Annotated in this window: 20 protein-coding genes and 3 pseudogenes; 7 read left to right on the top strand and 16 right to left on the bottom strand. The window is 67.5% G+C overall.

The features are described from left to right. Nucleotides 1-373: 373 nt before the first annotated feature. The 7 genes and pseudogenes from LNW71_RS34785 to LNW71_RS34755 all read right to left on the bottom strand — a co-directional run bounded on the left by LNW71_RS34785 (nucleotide 374) and on the right by LNW71_RS34755 (nucleotide 6,966). A complete protein-coding gene (locus LNW71_RS34785; RefSeq protein ID WP_250971814.1) occupies nucleotides 374-847 on the bottom strand; it encodes a hypothetical protein in 474 nt (157 codons plus the stop codon). Then, nucleotides 844-1,464 carry a hypothetical protein gene (locus LNW71_RS34780; RefSeq protein ID WP_250972257.1) on the bottom strand — a complete coding sequence of 207 codons (621 nt, stop codon included), beginning with the start codon at nucleotides 1,462-1,464 and terminating at the stop codon, nucleotides 844-846. Before LNW71_RS34780 ends, LNW71_RS34785 begins: the two co-directional genes overlap by 4 nt. A 221-nt stretch (nucleotides 1,465-1,685) precedes the next feature. Next, nucleotides 1,686-2,693, bottom strand: a complete 1,008-nt coding sequence (locus tag LNW71_RS34775; protein WP_250971813.1) for a terpene cyclase — start codon at nucleotides 2,691-2,693, stop codon at nucleotides 1,686-1,688. A gap of 895 nt (nucleotides 2,694-3,588) precedes the next feature. After that, nucleotides 3,589-4,185: pseudogene (locus LNW71_RS34770) on the bottom strand (Type-2Aa cytolytic delta-endotoxin); the annotation flags it as partial. A gap of 477 nt (nucleotides 4,186-4,662) precedes the next feature. Continuing rightward, a complete protein-coding gene (locus LNW71_RS34765; protein ID WP_250972256.1) occupies nucleotides 4,663-5,580 on the bottom strand; it encodes an endo-beta-N-acetylglucosaminidase H in 918 nt (305 codons plus the stop codon). Nucleotides 5,581-5,974: 394 nt separating this feature from the next. Then, complete coding sequence (locus LNW71_RS34760) at nucleotides 5,975-6,388, bottom strand: VOC family protein (protein WP_250971811.1); 414 nt, start codon at nucleotides 6,386-6,388, stop codon at nucleotides 5,975-5,977. Beyond that, nucleotides 6,385-6,966, bottom strand: a complete 582-nt coding sequence (locus LNW71_RS34755) for a dihydrofolate reductase family protein (protein WP_250971810.1) — start codon at nucleotides 6,964-6,966, stop codon at nucleotides 6,385-6,387. Before LNW71_RS34755 ends, LNW71_RS34760 begins: the two co-directional genes overlap by 4 nt. A gap of 986 nt (nucleotides 6,967-7,952) precedes the next feature. Here LNW71_RS34755 and LNW71_RS34750 point away from each other — a divergent pair. Next, a pseudogene (locus tag LNW71_RS34750) lies at nucleotides 7,953-8,910 on the top strand (PP2C family protein-serine/threonine phosphatase); the annotation flags it as partial. A 77-nt stretch (nucleotides 8,911-8,987) separates the two neighbouring features. Here the strand turns inward: LNW71_RS34750 and LNW71_RS34745 are convergent. Then, nucleotides 8,988-9,817: pseudogene (locus LNW71_RS34745) on the bottom strand (hemolysin III family protein). A gap of 220 nt (nucleotides 9,818-10,037) precedes the next feature. On the opposite strand from LNW71_RS34745, the gene LNW71_RS34740 reads away from it, so the two are divergent. Then, nucleotides 10,038-10,598 carry a hypothetical protein gene (locus tag LNW71_RS34740; protein ID WP_250971809.1) on the top strand — a complete coding sequence of 187 codons (561 nt, stop codon included), beginning with the start codon at nucleotides 10,038-10,040 and terminating at the stop codon, nucleotides 10,596-10,598. 470 nt (nucleotides 10,599-11,068) lie between these two features. Then, nucleotides 11,069-11,425 (top strand): hypothetical protein, encoded by a 357-nt coding sequence (locus LNW71_RS34735; protein ID WP_250971808.1) that lies wholly within the window; start codon nucleotides 11,069-11,071, stop codon nucleotides 11,423-11,425. A 243-nt stretch (nucleotides 11,426-11,668) separates the two neighbouring features. Here LNW71_RS34735 and LNW71_RS34730 read toward each other — a convergent pair whose 3' ends face one another. Next, complete coding sequence (locus tag LNW71_RS34730; protein ID WP_250972268.1) at nucleotides 11,669-11,911, bottom strand: hypothetical protein; 243 nt, start codon at nucleotides 11,909-11,911, stop codon at nucleotides 11,669-11,671. Here LNW71_RS34730 and LNW71_RS34725 point away from each other — a divergent pair. Continuing rightward, nucleotides 11,838-12,116 (top strand): hypothetical protein, encoded by a 279-nt coding sequence (locus LNW71_RS34725; RefSeq protein ID WP_250971807.1) that lies wholly within the window; start codon nucleotides 11,838-11,840, stop codon nucleotides 12,114-12,116. The genes LNW71_RS34730 and LNW71_RS34725 overlap by 74 nt on opposite strands. Nucleotides 12,117-12,354: 238 nt before the next feature. Here the strand turns inward: LNW71_RS34725 and LNW71_RS34720 are convergent, their stop codons facing one another. Continuing rightward, nucleotides 12,355-12,693: a thioredoxin domain-containing protein gene (locus LNW71_RS34720; protein ID WP_250971806.1), complete on the bottom strand. Its 339-nt coding sequence runs from the start codon at nucleotides 12,691-12,693 to the stop codon at nucleotides 12,355-12,357. A gap of 104 nt (nucleotides 12,694-12,797) precedes the next feature. Then, on the bottom strand, nucleotides 12,798-13,937 hold the full coding sequence (locus LNW71_RS34715) for a PucR family transcriptional regulator (protein WP_250971805.1): 1,140 nt from the start codon (nucleotides 13,935-13,937) through the stop codon (nucleotides 12,798-12,800). Between the two features lie 87 nt (nucleotides 13,938-14,024). Between LNW71_RS34715 and LNW71_RS34710 the strand changes: the two genes are divergently transcribed. Continuing rightward, complete coding sequence (locus LNW71_RS34710; RefSeq protein WP_250971804.1) at nucleotides 14,025-15,086, top strand: ferredoxin reductase; 1,062 nt, start codon at nucleotides 14,025-14,027, stop codon at nucleotides 15,084-15,086. Nucleotides 15,087-15,093: 7 nt separating this feature from the next. Continuing rightward, entirely contained in the window at nucleotides 15,094-16,212 is a 1,119-nt protein-coding gene (locus LNW71_RS34705; protein ID WP_250971803.1) for an acyl-CoA desaturase, read from the top strand. 83 nt (nucleotides 16,213-16,295) lie between these two features. On the opposite strand, the gene LNW71_RS34700 is transcribed toward LNW71_RS34705, so the two are convergent. From LNW71_RS34700 to LNW71_RS34680, 5 genes are all read right to left on the bottom strand, one after another. Beyond that, nucleotides 16,296-17,840, bottom strand: coding sequence for an FAD/NAD(P)-binding protein (locus tag LNW71_RS34700; protein ID WP_285802257.1), 1,545 nt, complete (start codon nucleotides 17,838-17,840; stop codon nucleotides 16,296-16,298). After that, the gene (locus LNW71_RS34695) at nucleotides 17,798-18,625 is read right to left on the bottom strand and encodes a methyltransferase domain-containing protein (RefSeq protein WP_250971802.1); all 828 of its coding nucleotides are present in this window, start codon (nucleotides 18,623-18,625) and stop codon (nucleotides 17,798-17,800) included. The genes LNW71_RS34700 and LNW71_RS34695 overlap by 43 nt, the downstream gene beginning before the upstream one ends. After that, nucleotides 18,622-19,872, bottom strand: coding sequence for an ATP-grasp domain-containing protein (locus LNW71_RS34690; protein ID WP_250971801.1), 1,251 nt, complete (start codon nucleotides 19,870-19,872; stop codon nucleotides 18,622-18,624). The genes LNW71_RS34695 and LNW71_RS34690 overlap by 4 nt, the downstream gene beginning before the upstream one ends. Before the next feature lie 447 nt (nucleotides 19,873-20,319). Then, a complete protein-coding gene (locus LNW71_RS34685; RefSeq protein WP_250971800.1) occupies nucleotides 20,320-20,964 on the bottom strand; it encodes an NAD(P)-binding domain-containing protein in 645 nt (214 codons plus the stop codon). Between the two features lie 48 nt (nucleotides 20,965-21,012). Then, a complete protein-coding gene (locus tag LNW71_RS34680) occupies nucleotides 21,013-21,825 on the bottom strand; it encodes an inositol monophosphatase family protein (RefSeq protein ID WP_250971799.1) in 813 nt (270 codons plus the stop codon). Nucleotides 21,826-21,951: 126 nt separating this feature from the next. Here LNW71_RS34680 and LNW71_RS34675 point away from each other — a divergent pair, with 126 nt between their 5' ends. Further along, nucleotides 21,952-22,869, top strand: a complete 918-nt coding sequence (locus tag LNW71_RS34675) for a LysR family transcriptional regulator (RefSeq protein ID WP_250971798.1) — start codon at nucleotides 21,952-21,954, stop codon at nucleotides 22,867-22,869. Nucleotides 22,870-23,214: the final 345 nt, after the last annotated feature.

Genomic DNA, 23,214 nt, shown 5'->3' with positions numbered 1-23,214 from the left:
GAACCGGCAGATACCCAGGCGGGTCCTCTCCGCCTTGCACAGCCGCCGGCGGCCCGGGCGGAGCTTGCCTTCATCCCTGCCCAGGGGCTGTCCCGCAACGTTGCGCAAGGGCGGGATGCGGTCAACGATCTGAAGAGCGCGCACCGCCCCGCTGAGCTGCCGCACTCGGACACCCCCAGCCACGTTCAACTGGCTGGCCAAACAGGCCAATGCGGGTTCGGCATGCCGTCATCGCTCATGTGCGCCCGCCGAAAGATCCCGTTCCAGTTGAACGGGGTCTCGGTGACGAACCGGTGCCGCTCCCCGCACGGACATGGTGCCAGCACCCACGCGCACCCACGGCACAGTTCGAGCCAGCCGTGCCCTGTCGAGCTCAGTTCCCGCGGTCCTTCATCCCCGCAGGCCGGGCAGCCGGGAGGCACAGCACCGTCCAGAATCGCGTTCTGCCGCCGGACGTACTCGGGCAGTCGTAGTGACGGGTGTCGGAACGGGTCTTGGCGCCAGGCGCGGTCCGGGCCCTCCCCCTGCTCCGTAGCCACCACGGTCGCGGGTTCGGCACGGCCCGCCGCCCGGCCCCCTTCTCTGCCCGGCGCTGCGCGGCGTACTCCTGCGCGCGCGCGAGCCACAGCACCCGCGCCTCATGCAGTTCCTCCACCGCCCTCACCAGTGCCTCCGGGTCCGCCTCCAGCCGCCGGGGGATCGCGGCACTGAGCGTGAGGTGGTGGTACGTCGCACGGAAGCCGTACGGAGCGAAGAGGGTGATGCAGGTCCGCAGCGCACTGTGCCGGCGGCGCAGGGGCAGGCGGACGTTGTGCACGTGCGCCCGGTGGGTCAGGAAGCTGGTCATCGTGCGGACGCCAGGTCCAGCGCCCGTGCCAGGGCGGCAGTGACTTCGGCGGCATGTGCCGGCAGGTGTTCTTCAGCCCAGATTCCGGCAACGCTGAGGAAGTCCTGCAAGTCCTGCTGGGCTCCGGCGACCAGCGTGCGTACCTGTTCTGCCGGCAGCTCGACCACCGGGCTGCTCCCCGTCCCGTGGACGTCGTACGTCAGCCTGACGACGTCGCCGACGCGTTCGGCCACCGAGGACGGATCGTGACCGAAGTAGCAGCAGCCGCCGGGCTCGAGCACCTTCAGCCAGTCCCGCCAGGTCTCCAGGCCGTTGCAGCAGCCCGGCTCGACGAAGACGGTGCTGGTGGCGTTGTCCGTCACCCGGAACCCGCCGGCGGCCAGCAGATCAGGCAGGGTGAGCAGCCCCTGCAGGAATGTGCCGAGCGGGTCGGCCGGGCAAGGCGCGCGCTCCTCCTCCGGCCCGGCGCAGTTGTAGTCGGCGATCCGCATGACGGCCGTGCCGACCTGGGCCGGAGTCAGCTTCCGGTCCAGGCCGAGGTAGCCGTGCGACTTGTACTCGTCAACCGGCCAGAGAGAGAAGCCGTCGGCAGCGGAAGTCTCCAGGACGGCCTGCATCACAATCACATGGGAATGATGCCGGACCCATTGCCCTACGGCCACGGAATTTGGCTGCGGTGTCGGACTCGGAGTGGTCCCGCTACCTGGGCAGTTTTCGCGCGGCGATCCGGGCAGGCAGTGCCGGCACAGCGCAAGGCGGCCTGCTCGGTGATGCCGAACAGGCACCTCAGCAGGCGATCCTTCAACTGCGCAGACCGGGCAGCCGGTGCAAGGGGTGGCTACGCCCGGAGTACCTGATCGAAGTACCCGGGGCCGGTGTGAGGCAGGACGCGGGGTGCGGCTGTGTAGCGGTCGGTCTGGGTCTGCCAGGCGTGGTAGCCGCTCATCCAGGCGCCCATGACCTCGACGTACACCTCCACCGCGGCCCGCTCCGGGCCGCTCAGCCCGAGCTCCGTACACAGGCCGGGTACCTGGCGGGCCAGTTCCTGGAACCGCTCGACACGTCGGCCGACTTCCCGCCTGGCCTGCTCGATGGCTTGGTCGCGGGTGACGTGGCGGTCGTGTTCGATGACGAGGACGAGGTTGTCCATGTCGCCCCGTGCCTCCTCCTTCTCCAGGGAGTAGACGTCGTTGCACATGAAGGTGACGTCGATGGCGGCCTGGCGCATGATTCGCAGCTGCGGACTGTGGAAGGCGGCCGGGGGGACGGTGATGCCGGCGGCTCTCTCGCCGAGGGAGAGCGGGAGGTCGGTGCCCGCGATGCCGCGCCGGACCTGTAGGTAGGTCTCCATGTCACCCGGGGTCCCGCGAAGCCGGCCGATTGCCTCGTGGGCCTGGGTGGCGAAGTAGTACTCCCACTCGTGCGCGCACCGTGCGACCCAGCCGGGATCCGCACCACGGGTGCACCGCGCCCAGATGTCGCCGAACGCCGCCGAGCACGCGTCCACAGCTTGGGCGGGGCCTGCGCCATGAACGATGTCGATCATCCTCTGGCACACGGCCGCAGCCCGGGCAGGGGCGAGGCCCAGAGAACCGTCGAACTGGTCGTCGAAGACGAAGAAGAACGCCATCGCGTCCACGCACAGATCCAGTGCCGGACCCTGGGCGTAGGGGAAGCCCAGGGCCGCGAGCCGCGGCATGTCCCACGACGCGAACCACTGCAGCGAGCGCCCCTCCGCGACCAGGCCGATGCCGGAAGTCCACGCCAGATTCCGCTGCCGAGCCCCCTCCAGATCAGGGCTGAGGGCGCTCGGGAAAGGGAGGTGGAATTCAATGTCCTGGGGCATGTGACCTCCGTGAAGCACACTGGTCGGCAGTCCTGTATAGCTTCGGAGACACCCGCTCACATGTCCCGTTCCGCCACCGTGACCTGAACTGCCCTCGGCTGTCTCGTTCCGGGGACACGCCATTTCGTCTCACGCTCTTGTCCTCAGAAGCGGCGCAAGGTCGGGAAAGTCAGCGGCGCACGAGCCACGGCTGACGGAAGGCCGGGCGCCTGGTCGGGCCCGGACCGGACCTGTGGCGAGCGGTGACCAGTTCGGTGTGATGAATCGGTGACCCGGTCAGTCCGGTGCGACGCGGCGGGGTGGTGCGTGCATGACTGTGCCCGCCAGGAACGAGGGGGCAGGATCCGTGTGCTGCACCGGGCAGCGTGGTCGGACCGGTCTCTGTGCATCGGGTTCAGCCGGTCGTCTCCGGGAGCCGGTACTCGTACATGCGGGGCCGGAGGTCCTCTTCGGCCGGTTCCCAGTCGACGTACGCGACAGGGTCCCTTCGCTGGGGGTGTACGGGGCGGTGCGGGTGTCGACACTGATGTCACTGACGAGGTAGAGGTCGACGGTGTTGTTCTCGTTGCGGGCGTGCAGGACCTCGTTGATCGTCAGCTCGACGCTCGGCGCGGCCGACGGAGGGGCTACTGGGACGGCTGGGGCGACTTCGTCGGTCCCCCGCACCCTGCAAACCCTCGTTGCCCGCTCCAGCCTGGTGGGCTCGGCGGGGTGACTGCGGCATCGCGCGCCGGACGTGGTGAGGCCCCTGGCAGACGAGTTCACGACCGAGATGCACACGGCCCGTCCACCTGCTCTTCGACGCGGAGCGGGGCGGGTCAGTTGTGCGCGTGTACCTGCCTGTGTGCAGAACCGGCCCGGGACGGCGGGACGGTCGGCGCGAGTGGGCCAGGGTTCAGGCTGCGACGCTCAGTTGCTGACGAACGACGATCGCGTTGAGCCGGATCTGGTACGGAGCAATGTCCGTGAGTTCCAGGGCTCCCGCGCCGGCGGGGTCGAGGCCCACGGTCACATCGATACAGAAGGCGATCGCGTACATGTGAGCGCCGGTCTCCGCTCCCTGAAGGGCGAAGAACAAGTCGCGATAGTAGCTGGTCCGGTCCGGGGACTGGTCGTAGTACGAAAGCCCCGGAGTCCCCTCCTGGGCGGCGAGTCCGGTGAATGCCTCGACCAGTTCCTGCTCGACGGTGCCCCAGAACGCGGCCCCGGCGAACTCCTCAGGGAGCGCCTGGCGTACCGCCTCCTTGAGCGAGAGCGCCATAACGGCAACCGGAGCGGTCTCCTGAAGGCCCCAGCCACGCACCATCTTGACAATCGAACTGTCGGGGATCGCTGCGGCAGCGGCCCTGATGTGGCCGAAGTCGAAGTTGACGGTAGCCGGGGCGATCGCTTGCTGGAACAGCCGGTCGATGGCCCGGGCCTGATCGAGGTGTTCGGGGTTGACTTCTATGACGGTCTTGAACGTGGCGGCCATGGTGGTGGTTCTCCTCCTGAGGGTCGCGTGGTGACCCGTTCTGAACCGGTAGGGGCCTGCGGATAGGCGTACCGATCGCTGATGATCAAAGCGGAGTCAGTATGCCGGGCCGCTCGCGAGCGCCGGCCAGACGCTCCCGCGGGCATCCTGCTGCCCGAATGGCTCACCAACCACCTCTCCCCCGACCTGGTGGAGCAGCCGGCAGCCGCCGTAGAGGACTTCAGGGGCGCACTCCGCAAAGTCTCAGGTGAGGTGAGATTCAGCCTGCCTCGGGCGAAGGGATGGATTGGCCGCCTGACCTCCACCCAGATGTACACACAGCCATCGGGGGGAGCCTTGGGTCAGAGGCTCAGGCACTGAGGTTGGAGGACGCTCAGTGCACGTCCTTCTGGATGCCGTCGATCACCGGCGCGCTAGCGGCGTACATACGCCGCGCCATCGGTTCATCCTTCGGACTCGCGAAGGGACCGCCGCCCACGGCGGCGCGAGCCCGCCCTACGGGGTGAAGACGGCATCGCTGCCGTACAACTCTCGGGTGAAGGCCGAGACGTCGGCGCTGCGGTCGGCACCGTCGAGGTTGTACGTCAGATATACCCCGTAGCCCTCACTGACGGTGCGTCGGGCGAAGTCGGCGACGGTGCTCTGCGAGGTCCGGCCGATTTCGACGGCCGCCGGCGACAGCTTTGACTTGGGCAGTGCGATGCCGGGGACCTGCCAGGAGCCGTAGTACGGGTTCCATGCATAGTCGAACGTCGTCGAGATGTCGACACCTCCGTAGGAGAGGCGCGACGCGGCCGGGCCGATGTTGTAGAGGCTGATGATCTTGTCCGGCATGTTCAGGCGCAGCGCCGTCACCAGGTGCACGAACGAGCTGTCGTTGGGCTGACCAGTGCCGTTGTTGCCGTATTCGGCGTACTCGTCATCGAAGTCGATGCCGTCGAGACCGTACTTGGCCACTGTGTCCGACAGTTGCTTCGCGAACACCGAAGCCTCCTGCTGGGACGGGAAGTTGGCGAAACCCGCGCCCTGGTGGTTTCCCAGGACGGAGAGGACGACCTTGATGCCCTTCTGCTGCAGAGGTCGTATCTGCGTGGCGGCGTCGTCAAGGACGCGCTGGACGTTCTCATTGAAGGACAGGTACGCCGCCTTCGTGCCCGAGTCGTAGTTGATGTTCGCCGCAAAGATCACGGCAACGTCGAAGACGTTGCCACCACCGTTGGCAAGGGTGTACTTATCGACATTCAGCATGCTGTTGTTGTTCACCTCGACGTACGCCACTGAGGTCGGCCCCTGCTTCGCCGGGGCAGGGGCGGCAACCGCGCCGGTCGCGGCATGCGCGCCGAGGGCGAGAGCCACGATGGCCGAAAGCGCGAGTGCGGCCGTCCGCACTCTGCGCCGCGCTTGGGTGAGCATCATTGATCAGTCTCCCGTCGCGTGGGACGACTCCCGACTTGTTCGGAAGCGCCGAGCAATCCTTCGAGTGTTCCGCTCCCGTGACCGGATTCCAGGAGGCATGCGCGGACTCTTCACGATTCCCACTCAGCTCGCGCTGCAACTCCGCTACTGAGAAGAGCAGTTGTGGCACTCAGATCCTCCTCGGCATGGGCCTTGAGGCAGATCCCAGATCCCACCCGCGGCCGTCTCCCGTTGAGTGGGCTCGCACGCTCTGTGATCACTTGGGCGAAGGGGGCCTCGCGAGACTCGCGTCATCATCAGCGGCCGGTCGGAAGCTATCGCCAGCCCTGTGGATGCGGTGGGGTGTCCGGTCGCGTATGTGGGAGCTTCGGGTCCACAGATCGTGTCCGCCTCAGGCGAAGTCTCCTGCGGTGATGCCGTCGGGATGTCCGGACGGCCACTCCACCAACTCGATCCGGTAGCCGTCCGGGTCCGTGAGCCATGACGTCTTCGGGCCGTGAGGGCCGCCCGGGCACTGGAGAGGTCCGGGCGCCAGACCGGCCTCGGTCAGCCTCTCCAGGGTCGTGGCGAGCGTTTCCACCTGGATCGCGAGGTGATCGAAACCGTCGCCCACCTCGACCGGTCCGTCGCCGGGGCGGTGGACAAGTTCGAGCGAGGCCGCCGGTTCGCCGGGGAATTTGAGGATCACGAGGCGAGCCCCTTCGCCGACCTCGACCCTGCCCAGTTCGGCGTAGCCCAAGGCGGCGTAGAAGCCGAGCGAGCGGTCCAGGTCGCTGATGCGGTAGGAGACGAACAGCGTCTTCACGCGACCTCCTCCGGGCGGCGCACCCGGTATCGGAGGTGTGTGACGTCTCGATCCTCGAGCCGTCGGACGAGGTCGAGTTCGATGTGCTCGCTACCCAGGTGGTCGAACAGCCGTCGGCCGTCCCCGAGGAGGACGGGAATCAGGTGGATCTCCATCTCGTCCACCTGTCCGGACCGGAGAAGCGCTTGGGCCGCCCCGGCCCCATGGACCATGACCGGCCGCTCATCTGCGGCTGCGCGAGCCTGCCGGGCGCAGTCTTCGACATCGGTAACGAAGCGCGTGTGGCCGGGTGGCGTGTCCCCGTCATCCACCTGGTGGGTGAGGACAAAGACCGGCACACCGGAGTGGTGGTCGCCCTGCCGGCGCCCGGCGAGTTCGAAAGTCCGACGCCCGGAGATCACCGCGCCGGTTGCCATCGCTTCACGGAAGACCTGGCCACTCGGACCGTCGGACTTCCGGTCGTCGAGCCAATTGAAGAGCCGACCACCGCCACGTCCGAGCTCCTGCCCTGGCCGATCGTCCGGGCCGGCGATATAGCCGTCGAGCGACATCGACATGTACAGCCGAATCGGGTTCATCCTGGTCTCCTTCTCTCCTCCATGACACCGGGACCTGCATTTCCTGATCTGCAGAGGGACGGAAACGTCATAAGGAAGACTGCAGGCAACCGGCAGACTCATCGGCCCGACGCTCCGCTGCCTCGCGTGCGGAATCGAGCGGACTGAGCTCATCGGCCGAGCGACTGCCTTCAGTGACAACGGTCAGCTGCCAGCGGGATCTGGCTGGCGCGTGAGGCTTTGGGCAGTTTCATCAGAGGGAGGATCTGTCGGGGGCCGCTCGTGGCGGACCGCGGCGACAACGCCCGCGCCGTCCGCTACTACGAGTCGAACGGCTTCCCGCCGATGGGCTTCTTCGCAGGCGGACCGGTGGCTACCGCTCGTCATGAGGCTTACCTGCACCCAGTGCCGGATGCGGCAGGACGCCTGACCCGACACGGCCACTCGCAGGAACGCCGACTGACCAGAGCAGACCAAGGAGTTCTGGGGCGACCTTCCGGATCAGGGTGAGGATCTCTTTCTCAAGGTCTTTGGCCTCGGCCTGCAGGGACTGGACGCGCCGGGCGGTGGAACGGAGCGTGCGTGCTGTCATCCGGTGTTCAAGGTCCTGGGCGGGCCGGTCCCGCATCTCGGCACAGTAGGCGACCTGGGCCGGGCACCTTGCCCAACTCCGTCAAGTAGGGCTCCGAGGGCAGCGTCGTCCGGGACATGCCGCACGGACAGCGTCTACGACCATGAGTCGGCGTGAACCTCGGTGTACTTTCGGGTGTTTCATGATGAAGTGACAGAGGACCGGCACCGGGTCGTAATGCCGCCCTCCCCCGCTCGCAGGGGGCCCTGAGCGTGAGCGGGCGGAAAAGAGCGAGGCGTCAGCGCGGCCGTATGGGGGCCTGCCGAACAAGGCAGGCCGACCAGTCGACTGCCCGGCAGCGGGGGTGGTCGGGGCAGGGCAATGCCCCTGGCGGGGGCACTGGCGGCGGCGGAGGCCGCAGCTCCCGTGGAGTCGCACCAACCGTGAGGACGCCATCGGACTCCTGGAACTGTTCTTGCCCGCGGCGCCGGACGCGGAGGTGATGCAAGAAGTCAGCGAGACTGCGCACGCCCTGGCGTACATCATCATCGCGAACCGGTCCTTCACCGACGTGTACCAGTGGGGCCGCCGGCACCGCCCCGCTGAGCCCGGCCGCGGAGATCCAGCACAGGCTGCTCCCGGCATCGCTGGCGTATGAGGCGGCCCAGTTCGCGTTGGCCGGGGCGCTGGAGCCGGCCGACCACGTCGGAGGTGACACCTTCGATTACGTGGTCGACCGGGACACGGTCCAGCTCTCCGTCACCGATGCCATGGGCCACGATGTCGATGCCGCGCTGCTCGCAACTCTCCTGGTGGGTGCGCTGCGCCGGGCACGGCGCGCTGTTGCCGGCCTCGCCGAACAGGGCCGTCAGGCTGATCAGGCCGTGCGCGAGCACGGTCGCCAGGGCTACGTGACCGGTCAGCTCCTGCGCATCAACCTGCTCGACGGCACAATCGAGTTTCTCAATGCCGGGCGCCCCTGGCCGCTGAGGATGCGGGACGGAGAGGTGCAGGAGATCGCTCCGGAGATCGATATGCCGTTCGGCTTCGGGTCCGGTTTTCACACACCGCAGGGTTACCGCGTCCAGCCACTGGACCTGTGGCCGGGCGACCGGCTGGTGATGCTGACCGACGGCGTGCTGGAACGCAACGCCCACAGCCTTGATCGGCCGGACCTGATCGTCCGCACCCGCGCGCTGCATCCCCGCAAGGCCGCCCGCACCCTCATCGCCGCGGTAGCCGATGGCAACCACGGTTCCTTGCAGGACGACGCGACCGTCATGTGCCTGGACTGGCACGGGATCGGCCACTCCCATCGGGACGCAGACACCGGCGCCGACCTCCACGACGCCTCCGCCTCTTCGCCTGTAGAGGGGACCGCTTGCGCACGATGATTCCGAGGGCTCTCACTCCCCCGTGTCTGCGGGGTCCGTGTGGGGCGTGACCAGCGGCGGCGGAACGTTGTCGCTGGTCAGTAGACGGCCAGGGAGATGGCGATGTAGTGCGCCGTGAAGGCTGCCACGGTCAGTGCGTGGAACACCTCGTGGAAGCCGAACCACCGCGGTGAGGGGTCGGGGCGCTGCAGGCCGTAGACAACCGCGCCCGCGCTGTAGAGGAGACCGCCCGCCACCACCAGGGTGAGGAGGGCGACTCCGCCGTTGTGCAGGAAGTCGGGCAGATAGCGCACCGGCGCCCACCCAGGGCGAGGTAACACGGGGTGTACAGCCAGCGCGGAGCTCCCACCCAAAGGACCCGGAAGGCGATGCCGGCCAGTGCCCCAGCCCATACGATCCACAGCAGCACGGGCCGCTGGTCCGTGGGGAGAAGGGCCACCGCAAGGGGCGTGCAGGTGCCTGCGATGATCAGGAAGATGTTGGCGTGGTCGAGCCGTCGCAGGACCGCCTCTCCGCGCCGCCCCCAGGTGCCACGGTGGTAGACGGCGCTCGTTGCGAACAGCAGCCAGGCGGTGACCGAGTACACGGTGCAAGCCACGGCAGCCTGCGAGGTGCCGGCCAGGCAGATGAGCACGATGCCTGCGATCAGTGAGGCAGGGACCATTCCTGCATGGAGCCAGCCACGCAGCCTCGGCTTGATCGGTTCGACCAGGCCGGCCGCCTGCTCCACCAGGGCGGTGACAGAGCGCGCGTCCTTCCCTGCCTCGTCCCCCTGTGATCCATCAGGCAGCCTCTCCGCACGCTGTTCTCCGCGCGGTGCGGCGGCGTACGTGTATTCGGGTTCAGAGGCATCGTGCGGCACGGCTTCTCGTCCCTCCCCGGACTCCTGGGCATCACCGGTGATCATGCAGTCATGCTAAAAGATCTCACCTGGACAGATTTCAGCAAGGTCGGACTCGAAACAGTCAGGGAAACGTCGGCGGAATTGGAGCCCTGCGACGCCGTGTGGCCTCGGGCCGGTCGTGGCTGCCGCCCACTGGGCGCGAAGCGGCATAGATCAGCTGCCCATGGGAACGCTCAGAGCTTCCGAGCGGGCATCTCCGCTCCCCTGGGCGCAAGGATTGCCGATGCTTCCTCAGTTCCACCCCCACCTTTCCGATCCCCTCGTCGGCCAGTTGGAACACCAACTGGGTCTGCCTCCGCAGCGGGGAGCCGGCGATCTCGATGTACAGGGCGTCGCCGGCATCGCCGTCGTCGCCGCTGCCCACTCCGACGGGTACGCGGCCACCGGTCATCTCCTGGGGCTGCTGGCCGCGCTGCCTTCCCCCACCAAAGCGGGAGAACGCTTCTGGTCGGAGCTGTGGCGGTCTTCGGGCACCGCATACCTGCTGCCCGCTAACATCAAGAATGCGGTGCTGCGTTCTCTGGCGGGAGAGGGAGTCGTGCTGGCCCGACAGATCCTGTCCGCCGTCGACGAGATGACCCCGCCCCAGCGCGTCGCAGCCGCGGAGGTAATCGGTCAGGCTCTCGCCGAGTCCGACCACTTCCCCGACCTCAAAACTCAGGTCATCGGGGAGCTATGGCTCCGCGACCTCGAACTCACCGCCTGGCGCGTCCTGCACGCGGACCGCAGGTTCGACGACCCAACGGGACGCAAAGCATTCTTCGACGCCTGGAGCGGCGTCTGAACTTCAGCGCTTGCTGCCGTGTGAGTGCAATGATTTCCAGCAGCGCGTGGACGCGCAGATAGGCACGGTGGCGCCAATACAGAGAAGCGAGCACGGCGTTCCGGCAATCACGCGGTTGTGACGTTCCGTAATCGTGGATGCGAGTGTCCTTCTGGAATGCACCTCTATGGCTGGGGACAGTTGGTGGGTGCCTTCGCGCTGTGCTGGCAGGCCATCTTCCTGGTCATCAGCAACCCCGGCACCCGGGCATGGGCCACCCTGACCGGCAGCCTGGCACTGGTGGTCGGTCTCGGCGTGATGTTGGTGGGCCAGCCTCGCGGGTGGTACCCGTCAGGGCAACGGCGCCTCTTGAAAATCGCTGTCGTCATCGGCGGCTGCTGCAGGGTCGGCCGACCCTGTCCGCGAGCGGGCTTTCGTGCCCACTCTCATCACCTGTCAAGAACCGGGTGGTCAGCAATATGATGTGCCCCATGTCCAAGCCTGACGAGCTCCTCGTTGACGTCGCCGCCGTGGTGGAGTCCGAGCAGAGCAACCAGATGTCCTTGACCGTGGTCACCGGTGGTGCTGTCATCACCGGCCGACTGGCTCCCGAAGCAGTGTGGAGACAGAGGGTGTCGGACGTGCTGAGAGACTCCGCCCGCCTGGGCGGGTTCTCCGCCGTCTTCGACTCCCCCGCGAAGAAGGACGGACCCACCCACCTGCACTTCCACGTCGCCCGGATCCTGCAAGGCACCGTCGGGATCCCCGAGACGGGCGGGATGTACCGCGTCGCGATCGCCGACGTCAGCGCCTGGACCATGGGCGACTTCAGCTACTCCGACCGCTGAGCAACCACTGCGACAAGAACCCGCTGCAAGGGACGTGGGATACGGGTCGGCACTTTACTGTCCAGGTGCCGGCTCGTTCCTTCGGTCAGACTGAGACAGGGGTCTCGAGTCTGCGGAAGCATGCAGGAGCGAGCTGAGGATGCTTCTGGGTACTTCAATCCTGTGCCGGAGCACAATGGGTGCCACCAAAGGACGACGTTGGCGTGCCGTTCCGCCTCGTGCGGGAGGCTTGCTGTCCTGGAATCAGCACGCTGCTGTCACCAGCGAGAAACCGGCGAGACCCTCGTCGCCGCTATGCCGAATTTGCTGCTCTCGCGAGATAATGGCGCACATGGTAAATACTTCGTCCCGCCCGGTCGGGGGTTCCTCGCTTTCCTTGTGGTCGAAGGACTCATTCCTGTCCATCGGATCCGTGGGATCCGTTCTGTCCATCGGCTCGGTCGGCAGCGCACTATCCATCGGGTCCATCGGCTCCTCGATGTCCATCGGCTCGATTGGTTCCGCCATGTCCCTGGTATCACTGGGGTCCATTCAGAGCACCGCAAGTGCGCTGTCCATCCAGGCACGGCGCTCCGTACTGGCCGTCGGCCCCTACCGCGTGATCAGCGCCCGAGGCACGCTCACGCTGGTCGGATCGAGTGCGCTCGCGGTGGTGGGCGCACTCGCCCTGCACTCACGTAGCAAGCCATGAGCGGTCCGGCGCCTTCGATCTCTGTGCCAACAGAGTTGCCTTGATGAGAGCTACCGGGCTTCGACTCACTGAGGCGGGTTCTGACCCGTCCGTGTTGCCCAGGATCAGAAGTCGAGCGCGATTTAGTCAGATGTCGGTGAGCTTAACCTGGAGGCCGGCGGCGCAGCGGCCGCAGTCTTCGAAGCAACAACCACAGACGAGACGTGACGGGCGTCGCGGCCACGGCCGCAGCGGCCGCTCAGAGGTGGCCGTCCAGGAAATTCCGTACCTCGGCGATGGTCATAGGCCCCGTGCCGTGCGCCACCGCCTCTCCCTCCTTCAGCAGGACGTAGGACGGGGCTCCGGTGATGCCGTACCGCTCGGTTGCGGCCGGACAACGCGTGATGTCGGTGCGGACGGCCGTCAGGCGGCCCGTGTATTCGTCGGCTATGCCACCCACGACGAGGTCCATCACCCGGCAGGGCTCGACTGCCTTGGGCCACGTCCCGGTGAAGTATGCGAGGACCGGAACTCCGCTCATCCCGAGGATGAAGTTGAACTCCGCGTCCTCTCGGGGTCGGTGAACCCGCTTCGCCATGGAAACTCCTGACCTCATGTTCCGTCTTTCCATCCCCATCATCCCTCCCGGGGCACCGTTCCTGGACCGCTCGCGGACGCGCTCGTGGGCGGTCGACGTACACGTCACCTGACCCCAAGACCGACCGCCAGCGTCAGTTCAAGCACCCGGTGTGGCGATGCGAGATCCGGAAACAGCTCCCGCAGTTGCGACATCCGGTACCGGACTGTCTGGGGATGGACGAACAACGCCGCCGCCACCTCGTCCCGCCTGCCCTGGTGCAGCAGCCACGCCCGCAACGTCTCCTCCAGCCGCCGTGCGGTCGCGACGGGCAGGGTCCGCAACGGTGCGAGAGCTCGGGCACGCAGGTCTGCGAAGGCCTCCACGTCGGCACTCAACACCAGCTCGGGCAGGTGGTCCTCGGTGTCCCGAAAATCAGAGGAGAGGGAGCGCGCCCGTACGGCTCGTGCGTACGAGGCGGACGCACGGGTCCACGGCCGGGCCGGGCCGACCACGGCGGTGCGGTCGGTCAGCTGCCGCAAGAGATGTGATCGGTCGGCATCAGGGACGAGCAGCACACCGGTCGCGTCCGGGAGATCGTCGAGGACGAGGGTGCTCGGGTCGAGCGCCCGGTAGGCAGGCCGGGCCTGGGCGGCGGGCAGCAGGACCGCGGTCAGCGAAACCGGAGGCTGCCACCCGGCCCGCTGGACAGAGGCAAGCAGCACGTCCGGGCTCGCGCCGGCGAGGAGGTCACGGGCCAGGAGTTCCAGGTGGCGCTCGTGGGCCCTGCCCCGGGCGGCCAGTTCGTCGGCGTGGCCCGCGGCGCTCGCGGCCGAGAGCTCGTCGATGTAGGCGAAGGTCAGTTCGGCGAACTTGGCGACCTCGACGGCGGGCAGACCTGCGGGTACCGCACCCGCTGCCAGCCACCGCCAGGCCACGCGGGCGCCGACGCGGTAGGCGCTGAGCAGGGCGTCCATCGAACGGCCGTCGCGCACCTCGCCGCGGCCCAGCTCGTAGGCCGCGTCACCGGCGTCGCCGCCTGTGGCGTTCCCGCTCGCGAGGTCCAGGTAGTGCCCCAGAGCGGTGCGGACGGCTCGGCGGATGGTGGCGCCCATGCGGCCCGAAAGGGCATTGGCGTAGGGAGGGACCTCGTCGATGATCGCCTGGACGACCTCGTCGGCGGTGCTCTTCAGCGCGGCCCGAAGTGCGGTGACCGTCGTCTCATCCAGGGCCAGCACGGTGGCCCTCCGGATTACATGCCCCATTTTTTTGTTCCCTGCGAACAATTCAGCCGACCAGATTCACGTCCTACGGACAGGACTTTACGCCCTGAGGCACATCAAGCTGGAGTCATGACGAGTGCAGCCCTCCGCAGCAGGGCGTGGAAACTGCTGGAGATGGTCACGACGCCGCTGCTGCCGTCGGACTACCTCGACCTGGTCAGCCCGCTGCGTGCGGGCGCTGACCTGCGTGGGCGTATCGAGGCCGTGCACCCCGAGACGAGTGACGCCGCGACCCTCGTGATCAGGCCCGGACGGGGCTGGCGCGGCCACACAGCCGGTCAATATGTGCGGATCGGGGTCGACGTCGACGGGGTGCGCCTGTGGCGTGCCTACTCCATCACCTCGCCGACAAACCGCCGGGACGGCCGCGTCACGATCACCGTGAAGGCGATCCCGGACGGCAAGGTCAGCAACCACCTGGTCCGCAGGGCAGAACCGGGCACGCTGATCCAGCTCGACCAGGCGACCGGGGACTTCGTGCTGCCGGAGGCCAAGCCCGCCAAGGTGCTCTACCTGACGGCCGGCAGCGGCATCACGCCCGTGATGGGCATGCTGCGCGACACCGCGTTCGACGACGTCGTCATGGTCCACTCCGCGCCACAGCCGCAAGACGTGATCTTCCGCGACGATCTGCACCACCTGGTCGCGGACAAGAAGCTGCGTCTCACCGAGCTGCACACCGACACGGACGGCATGCTCGACATCGCCCGTCTCGACGCACTCGTGCCCGACTGGGCCGAGCGCGAGACCTGGGCTTGCGGGCCCGCGGGCCTGCTCGACGCCGCCGAAAAGCACTGGACCGAGCACGGCGTACAGGAGCGCCTGCACACCGAACGCTTCCGCCCCAGCATCGCCCTAGCCGGCGACGGTAACGGCGGCGAGGTCACGTTCAGCACCACCGGCAAGACCGTCGACGCGGACGGCGCCACGCCGTTGCTGGACGTCGGCGAGGAGGCCGACGTGCTCATGCCCTCCGGGTGCCGCATGGGCATCTGCTTCGGCTGCGTCACGCCGCTCAAGGCGGGCGCCGTCCGCGACCTGCGCACCGGCGAGATCACCGAGGCCGAGCCGGGCGTCCTCATCCAGACCTGCGTGTCCGCCGCGGCGGGCCCCTGCGACATCGAACGGTAGGAGCACCTTGACCGCCATCGACCCCACCGCCCACCTGACCGCGGAGCAGATCGAGGAGCTGGGCCGCGAGCTGGACGCGATCCGTGACGAGGTCATCGCCGGCCGCGGCGAGCAAGACGCCGCCTACATCCGAAAGGTCATCTCGGCCCAGCGCAAGCTCGAGCTGGTCAGCAGGGGTGTGCTGCTGTTCTCGATCTTCCCGCCCGCGTGGCTGCTCGGCACCGCCGGGCTGTCCGTGGCAAAGATCATGGACAACATGGAGATCGGCCACAACGTCCTGCACGGCCAGTGGGACTGGATGCGGGACCCGAAGATCCACTCCACCACCTGGGAGTGGGATCACGTCTCGCCGTCCGAGCAGTGGAAGCACTCGCACAACGAGCTGCACCACACGTACACCAACGTGATCGGCAAGGACAACGACCTCGGCTACGGCATCATGCGCGTCGACGAGGACCAGAAGTGGCACCCGTTCCACCTCGGCCAGCCGCTGTGGAACTTCCTCAACGCCTGCTTCTTCGAGTACGGCATCGCAGCGTACGACCTGGAGCTCGGCATGAACCTGCACAAGCGCCGACGCAAGAACCCGGAGTTCCGCGCGCGGGCCAGGGCCGTGGGCCGCAAGATCCGCAAGCAGGTGCTCAAGGACTACGTGGTCCACCCGCTGCTGTCGGGCCCGTCGTTCCTCCCCACGCTCGCCGCCACGTTCACCGCGAACCTGGTCCGCAACATCTGGTCCCACTCGGTGATCATGTGCGGGCACTTCCCCGAGGGCGTACAGGTCTTCGAGCGCCGGTCGATCAAGGGTGAGACGCGCGGCCAGTGGTACCTGCGCCAGATGATGGGCTCGGCGAACATCAGCGGCAGCAAGGCCATGCACTTCATGACCGGCAACCTGTCGCACCAGATCGAGCACCACCTGTTCCCGGACCTGCCGAGCAACCGGTACGCCGAGGTTGCGGTGAAGGTGCGCGCGCTGTTCGACAAGTACGAGCTGGAGTACGTCACCGGCCCGCTGCCCAAGCAGGTGTTCTCCGCGTGGCACAAGGTCTTCCGGCTCTCACTGCCGAACAAGAAGCCCAAGGTCAAAACGCCGGAACGCGAGCAGGAGCTCGTCGCCGCCTGATTCCAAGTTCAAGAGGACAAGCGACGGATAGGCTCCCCCGTAGACCGCACCGACGTGGAGTGTGCGGGGCAGGGCCGGTGCCCTTACAGGCTTGGGCTGGTTGAGGAATCGGCGGCGATCGCCGCGGCGACTGCTTCGCTGCGCCATACGAGCATCGGGATGCCGGACATGTAGTAGTGGGTGCCGCTGGTGAGGTGGCCCAGGGCAAGAAGCGACCGCTGGGGCCTGCCGATCCGGTTGACCAGCCGTCCGGTTTCCGGCTGCACGCGCAAGCCACCGTCCGGGTGCCGTTGTCCACACCCGTTACGGATCAGCGAGTCCATCAGCTCATGTGGCGTGGCTGGGTGTGCCGTCGGTGCCGCGGTTGCAGCGGCGATCACCACGTCGGCTTCCACCGTGTGGTGCTGTGCCGCGACCCGGAACCCCCGCTTCGCGGGCGTGACCTTCTCAAGGCCGCGTAGGACTTGCAACTGACCGCTGTCGGCCATTCCAACGAGTGTGCCGGCCGTTGCGGCGGGCATGGGGGAAGTGAAGCTGGCCCACAGTCGGTGGTAGCGGCGGAAGAACTGCTGCCGATCGGTGCGGGGCAGAGTCGGCCACCAATAGTGCACGGTGGTGATCAGAGCCCAGGTGGTGACCTGGAGCCAGTCGACGTCCCGTACGTGTTCCCGGTCGGCGAGTTGTCGGCGTACGCGGCTCAACCCCCAGTCCGCCATGGACTTCTCGGCGGCGAGTTGCTTTGGCGTGGCCCCCGCGCGAAGTGCTTCTGCCCGGGCCAGAGCGGCCACCGTCGACAGCCGAAGAGGTGAGGACGAGCGCTCAAGCCGGTCCCGGACGGTTTCGGGGGTCATCAGTGTCGGGCGGCCGACCTGTCGTGGGCGGCGCACGGCAGCCAGGATGCCGTCCCGTGAAAGCAGTGTGATCTGCCCCTGATGTCTTTGGGCGCGCAGTCCCAGGACGACGTCGACAGCGGTGAGCCCGCAGCCGATGACGGCCACGGAGGCCGACGGATGAACGGTGTCGAGAGTGGATGCCACGGGATAGGGACAGCTGATGTAGGAAGGGTGGCCGGCGAGTTCGTAGGGGTCGTAGCCGGACGGTTCTCCGACGCACAGCACTGCGTAGTCGCACGGGACGGTGGTCCCGTCCTCCAGTCCGACCAGTGCCTTGTCACCGTCGGGCGCGACACTCGCGACGCGTCGACGCACCCAGTTGACACGCCAGCCGGCTTCCGTCAGGCCGTCCAGGGTCCGAGAGAGAGTTTCCTCGAGGTAGCGGCCGTAGACATGCCGCGGAGGGAAGACTTCCTGCGTCCACGAGTCGGGAGCACAGCCCCCGTCGTGGCGACGGGCGAGCCACCGCTGTGCGTGCTCCGGATCGTTCGGGTCCAGCGTCATCATGGAGGGTGGGGCGTTCACCACGATCTCGTCCCGGTCCATTCGATACGCCCTGCCGCGCCACAGCTGGTCCGAGGGCTCCACGATCACGAGGTCAACGGTTCGGGAGCCGAGCGCACGGGCTAGCGCCATGACGAGACATGCCGCGGCCGTGCCCCGCCCACAATGCAGATTCGCATGCGCAGCTCCTAGGCTTTCGGGGGCGCTGTACTGGCGGATGGGCGCCTGCAAGCCAGCGCGAAGCGATAAGTGATGCTGCCGAGGAACCCTTCCTCGTGTGCCCTGCGGCGCGCTTCGTCCTTCAGCGAGCGGGCGAGGTCTTTGCCGATCGTCCCGCTGTCGAGCATCGTGTCCACGCCTCGGTCGATGATGGTGTACGCGTAGGCCGAGTGCGCAGCGGTGTAGCTATGGGAACCTGCCTGCATGAGCTGGAAGCCTGCCGCTTCCAGCAATCGCGGGAGGGATCGAAGGTCGTGCGTGTTCACGACGTACTGTGCACGCCAGGCGGCCACGCAAGCGTTCAGCGGATCGTGCGGTCCCAGTGAGAAGTCCGTCGATGCGTAGTCACCGTCCAGTACAGCGATCTGCCCTCCCTGGCGGCACACCCTGTATGCCTCTTGGAGCACCGAGCGGATGTCCGGAGTGTGGCTGAGCAATGTGTACATGAGGACCGTCGAGAACGACTCGGCGGCGAACGGCAGCCGGTGCGCGTCGGCTGCCAGAAGCCTGAGGTTCCCCGCTGTTCCGTTCGAGAGGCCGGCCATCCTCAGCAGGTCGACGCTGTGGTCGATGCCGACAACTGGGGCGGTAGGCGTCCGGTCGCAGAGGTCGGCGAGAAGTTCACCAGAACCACAGCCGATCTCCAGCACTGGTCCGGAGGTGACGTCGACGGCCTTGAGGAATCGCTGCGTCATCCGGTACTGATCCGGGTCCTGCCTGCGGGAGTTCAGCACTGACGCAATCTGCTGCGTGGTCTCGCGATCACACGCGGCCAGCGTGGAGAATACGTCGTTCATGTACAGCCACTTTCCGTCGTCGGCGCAGGCGTGACGTGAAAGAGGGCCCCTTCGTCCTCCAGTCTGCTCAGCGCCTCAAGAGACTGCCGGACCACGGGTTCCTGGGGATGGACGAAGTAGACGATCCCTGTCCTGCCTTTGGTCAGGGTGCTCTTCCGGATCGGTTCCCCGACGCACGGCAGTCCCTGCACGCTGTGGAAACCCGGGAGTCGGCGCACGGATGACAGGCCCGGGACCGCAGTCAGGACTCCGGACTCCCAGCAACGCACGAACGCCTTGCCCATCACCTGCGGCGGAGCGTATGGGTCGGTGAAGCGGGTCCGGAACGAGGCGGGGTCGTCGAGGCTCTCTGCCAGTAAGTGCTGCTGACTGCTGCCGAACGCGGCGAAGTACGGATCGGGGTGGAGCACCGGCCCCAGGATGCGCGCATTGACCTCGATCAGGCGCGGGCCGTCAGAGGTGAGGCGCACGTCGGCATTGGCTGCGCCATGACGAATCCCCAGAGCGTCCAGGCAGTCGAGGGTGTAGGACACCAATTTCCGCTCGGCTGCCCCAAGGCTTGGGCAGCTGACGTTGTACCGGCGCACCGGAAGGCCGTCGAGCTCGGCGATGACATTTCGTGTCACCTCACACACCACGTGCCGGCCGTCCAGACTCACCGTTGTCACCACGTACTGCTCGCCGTGCAAGTACTCCTGTACGAGAATCTTGTCGTTGGGAAGGCCCACGAGGTTCATCTGTTCGTGAATGTCGAGGAAGTGAGTCACCGCCTCTGTTTCCGTCCAGCACACCCTGCAGCCGTCGCTGCCGGAGCTGTGGCTGGGCTTCACGACCACGGGAAGCCCAAGACGCCGAAGGGCCCCGGTCAGGTCCTCCACCGTTCCCACTGCGGCCTGCCCCGCGCAGGGCACGCCGGCCCTCCGCAGGGCTTCGCCCATCAGCGCCTTGTCCCGCCGCGCGGCGGCCGTCTCGTCCTCGTTGCGCGCCAGACCCAGGGCTGCTGCAAGGTCATGGGCCAACGCGACGCCGAACTCGCTGCCAGGAACAACGTGCCGGATGCCCCGGTGGCGCAGTGCGGCTACCGTGTCCGCCGTGTTTTCACCCGCGATCAGGACAGGCGCGCTCGCGTCGCTTCTGGCCGTCCGTGAAAAGCGTTTCTCGTACAGGTGTACGCAGTCCTGGCCACGTTCCCTGAGAGCGGAGGAGAGGAAGACGCCACTGGAAAGGGGGTCGACCAAAGCGATCATGGTGGTCCTCTTGCTTACGAGGTGATGGAAGCACTGTTCGCCCCAGCGCTTGCTGTCCAGGTGGGTGTGTGGATGCGTCTTCCGGGGTGGCTGGCAACCGACGACTCGGCATCAGACCGGAGCCAGAAGGCGCGAAGCGCACCTGGTACCCAGCGCGCACGGCCCCGGCACCAGACTCCGCAGCCGCTCCAACCGGTTCAGCTCCGTCGGCCCGGCCCTCGTGCCCGACACCGATACCTCCCAGCGCTGCGACGCTCCGCGGCCACTCGGCCGCAGCAGATCACAGGCTAGGAGCGAGAGAAGAAGCAAATTCGGCAAAGCGCCCAACAAGCCATAAAACAGGCTGGAAACGCCCCCTTGGCTCCCTTGAGGATGCCCAGGTGCGACCAGTCCCCCTACCGTCTCACCCCCGGTAACTGGTTTTGATCTGAGCCCGCTCTTCCTGGGTCAGCGAGTGAGGGAGACCGCGAAGGGCTTGAAGCCGTGTCGGCGCAGGATGTGGGGCACGACCAGGATCATGGCCTCGGTGGCGCGGGCCGTGGTGATACCGCCGAGGTCCTCGACCTGTTCGGGCTGCCAGCCCAGGTCGCCGAGCAGGGCGGTGACGGTCCTCTTCGCGTGTTCGTCATCGCCCGAGAGGTAGGCGGTCGGTGGGGTGGACAGGGTTTCGGGAGCGGTCATGACCATGAAAAGCATGGTGTTGAGGGTCTTGACCACGTGGGTGTCGGGGAGCGCGGTCTGAAGCTTCTCGGCGAGGCTGCTTCCGGGGTAGCACAGGTCGCCGGGCAGGCCGTCGCCGTCATCGGTGGTGGCGTTGGAAACGTCGATGAGGATTTTGCCGACAAGTTCCTCGCGCAGGTCGGCGAGGCGCTCCAGAGAGCTGTCGCCGGGCGTCGCGTTGATCACGATGTCTGCGGTGCGGGCGGTGGTGCGCTGGTCGGCGAAGGCGATCTGCGGCGAGGGCACGGGGGCACGGGTGGCGGCGGCTTCGGGGCCGCGGCCGCCGAGGGTGACGTGGTGTCCGGCTGCGGCGAGCTTGCCGGCGAGGGTGGTTCCGACGCGGCCCGTGCCGAGGATGCCGATGTGGGTCATGTGGTGATGCTCCTAGCGGTATCGGTGGAGAGGAGGGGAAGACTTCGTTCAGGCGATCGGTGCGAGGACCTTGAGGGCGGCGGCGTGGATGCCGGGGGCGGAGGCCAGGAAATCGCGGCTGCCGGTGTTCCAGGGTTCGCCCGCGAGGTCGGTGACGGTGCCTCCGGCCTCGGAGACCAGCAGGGCGCCGGCGACGAGGCCGGAGCGGACGTCGGAGAACTGCCAGAAGGCGTCCATGCGCCCGGCGGCGACGTGGATGAGTTGCATCGTGGCGGGAACGGACACGCGCACGACCAGTCCGTTGACGAGCATCGCGGTGACGGAGTCGCCGATCCGCCGGAAGGTGCGCTCGTCCTCGCCGGGCTTGGCCTGGCCGGTGCCGATGAGCGCGGCGCCGAGCTCGCTCTTGGCGGAGACCTTCAGGGGTCGGTCGTTGAGGTGGGCACCGCCGCCGGCGACCGCCGTGTAGGTGTCGCCGGTCAGCGGGAGATGGACGACGGTGAGGACCGGCTGGTTGTCGCGGACCAGGGTGGCGGTGACGGACCAGTCGTCCATGCCGTGGACGTGGTTGATGTTGCCCTCGGCGGGGTCGACGACCCACCACTCGCCGGGCGGGAGCGCGCCGCCGGCCAGCTCGTCCTCGGCCCACTGCGACCCCGGCCGAGCCGCCAGCAGCGGTTCCCGCAGTTCGTCCAGCACCGCGTCGTCGTTGGCGTGGATCTCGCCCACGATTTCGTCGAGGCTCACGCCCCGGGCGTACGGGGTGTGGCGGTCGCGCAGCGTGGCGCCGGCGGCCGTCACCGCGGCCGTCACGTCGGACAGGAGCGTCCTGCCGGCGTCGAAAGGCGTGGCGGTGCTCATGGTGGTCTCCCTGGGCTCAGTCGAAGTGGGTTTTCAGCGGGGGCGGTTGTCCTGCCCCGCACTTCGAAGGTAGGTCGCCGGACTATTAACAGCAAGTGCATGCTTGTCACTTATAGAGTTACTCTCATGCAACTGGATTTGAATCTGCTCACCGCCCTGGACGCCCTGCTGGAAGAAGGCAGCGTCGCCGGCGCGGCAGCCCGCCTCCACGTCACCTCGCCGGCGATGAGCCGCTCCCTGGGCCGCATCCGCAAGGCCACCGGGGACCAGATCCTGGTCCGCACCGGGCGCAGCATGGTCCCCACCACCCGCGCTCTGGCCATGCGCGCCCAGGTCCACGTCCTCGTGCAGCAGGCCCACCACCTACTGTCCGCGCAGCAGGAGCTCGACCTGGCGGCTCTGGACCGGGTGTTCACCGTGCGCTGGCACGACGCCCTGACCACCGCGTGCGGCACCGCCTTGGCCACGGCGGTCCACCGCCAGGCCCCCGGCGTCCGGCTACGGCTGTCCGCCGAACCCGGTACGGACGACGCCGAATTGCGCCGGGGAGAAGTCGACCTCGAATCGAGCTCCAGCGCTCCGGCCATCCCGGACATCCGCCACCATCTCGTCGGCAAAGACCGGCTGGTCGTAGCCGTCCGTCCGGGCCACCCGCTCACCGAAGGACCTCTGAGCCTTGAGCGTTACGCCGCCACGGAACACCTCACCGTTTCGCGGCGCGGAAACCTGCGCGACCCGATCGATGACGCCCTGACCGCACAGGGCCTCGAACGACGTGTCGTCGCCGCGGGGCCGACCGCCGCCTTCGCGCTGCAACTCGCCCGCGACTCCGACCTGGTCGTCACCCTCCCTGACGCGGTCACCCGAACGGCCCGGGAGCAACTTGGCCTGGTCACCCTGCTGCCGCCACTCCCGCTGCCCGGCGTACCCCTGTATCTGCTGTGGCACCAGCGCTACGACGACGACCGCGCGCACACCTGGCTGCGCGGCCTGGCCACCGAGACCGTCCAGGAACTATTCGCACCACCGGCCGTTTCTCAGTAGCCCGCTTCAACCGGACGGGGACGTGACGGACTCCCGGGTGGAAGGTCTGCTGCGCTGACTCCCGTTCTCGGGTTCTGGCTTACCGATCGTTTCAGAACGAGGCCCGGAGTCGTCTCAAGCAGATTATGTTGCAGGCGAGTTGGAGTAGTCGGAGGTGGAGGTCGGCTCGTATCGTGACTGCAGCCCACCAGCTCCGCGGGAACGTCCCGCCAGCTCACACTCTTGCGCAGCACGTAGACGATGCCCCGCTAGAGCAGCACGGCCATCGGCGGGCAGCCGCCCGGGATACCGGTCCCGCCCCGAGGCGGACGAACCAGAAGTAGCGGGGCGACGCCTTCCCACAGG

Origin of the sequence: Streptomyces sp. RKAG290 (assembly GCF_023701695.1) — a bacterium.
GTDB lineage: Bacteria > Actinomycetota > Actinomycetes > Streptomycetales > Streptomycetaceae > Streptomyces.
This window is presented reverse-complemented; position numbering and strand designations above follow the sequence as displayed.

Bases quoted from the DNA above. Each gene is read 5' to 3' on its own strand.
- LNW71_RS34675 (WP_250971798.1), top strand. From the start codon at position 21,952: ATGCAACTGGATTTGAATCTGCTCACCGCCCTGGACGCCCTGCTGGAA.
- LNW71_RS34680 (WP_250971799.1), bottom strand. From the start codon at position 21,825: ATGAGCACCGCCACGCCTTTCGACGCCGGCAGGACGCTCCTGTCCGAC.
- LNW71_RS34780 (WP_250972257.1), bottom strand. From the start codon at position 1,464: ATGCAGGCCGTCCTGGAGACTTCCGCTGCCGACGGCTTCTCTCTCTGG.
- LNW71_RS34730 (WP_250972268.1), bottom strand. From the start codon at position 11,911: ATGGACATCGAGGAGCCGATGGACCCGATGGATAGTGCGCTGCCGACC.
- LNW71_RS34785 (WP_250971814.1), bottom strand. From the start codon at position 847: ATGACCAGCTTCCTGACCCACCGGGCGCACGTGCACAACGTCCGCCTG.
- LNW71_RS34695 (WP_250971802.1), bottom strand. From the start codon at position 18,625: ATGAACGACGTATTCTCCACGCTGGCCGCGTGTGATCGCGAGACCACG.
- LNW71_RS34710 (WP_250971804.1), top strand. From the start codon at position 14,025: ATGACGAGTGCAGCCCTCCGCAGCAGGGCGTGGAAACTGCTGGAGATG.
- LNW71_RS34765 (WP_250972256.1), bottom strand. From the start codon at position 5,580: ATGCTCACCCAAGCGCGGCGCAGAGTGCGGACGGCCGCACTCGCGCTT.
- LNW71_RS34720 (WP_250971806.1), bottom strand. From the start codon at position 12,693: ATGGCGAAGCGGGTTCACCGACCCCGAGAGGACGCGGAGTTCAACTTC.
- LNW71_RS34775 (WP_250971813.1), bottom strand. From the start codon at position 2,693: ATGCCCCAGGACATTGAATTCCACCTCCCTTTCCCGAGCGCCCTCAGC.
- LNW71_RS34755 (WP_250971810.1), bottom strand. From the start codon at position 6,966: ATGAACCCGATTCGGCTGTACATGTCGATGTCGCTCGACGGCTATATC.
- LNW71_RS34715 (WP_250971805.1), bottom strand. From the start codon at position 13,937: ATGGGGCATGTAATCCGGAGGGCCACCGTGCTGGCCCTGGATGAGACG.
- LNW71_RS34740 (WP_250971809.1), top strand. From the start codon at position 10,038: ATGCTTCCTCAGTTCCACCCCCACCTTTCCGATCCCCTCGTCGGCCAG.
- LNW71_RS34735 (WP_250971808.1), top strand. From the start codon at position 11,069: ATGTCCAAGCCTGACGAGCTCCTCGTTGACGTCGCCGCCGTGGTGGAG.
- LNW71_RS34690 (WP_250971801.1), bottom strand. From the start codon at position 19,872: ATGATCGCTTTGGTCGACCCCCTTTCCAGTGGCGTCTTCCTCTCCTCC.
- LNW71_RS34685 (WP_250971800.1), bottom strand. From the start codon at position 20,964: ATGACCCACATCGGCATCCTCGGCACGGGCCGCGTCGGAACCACCCTC.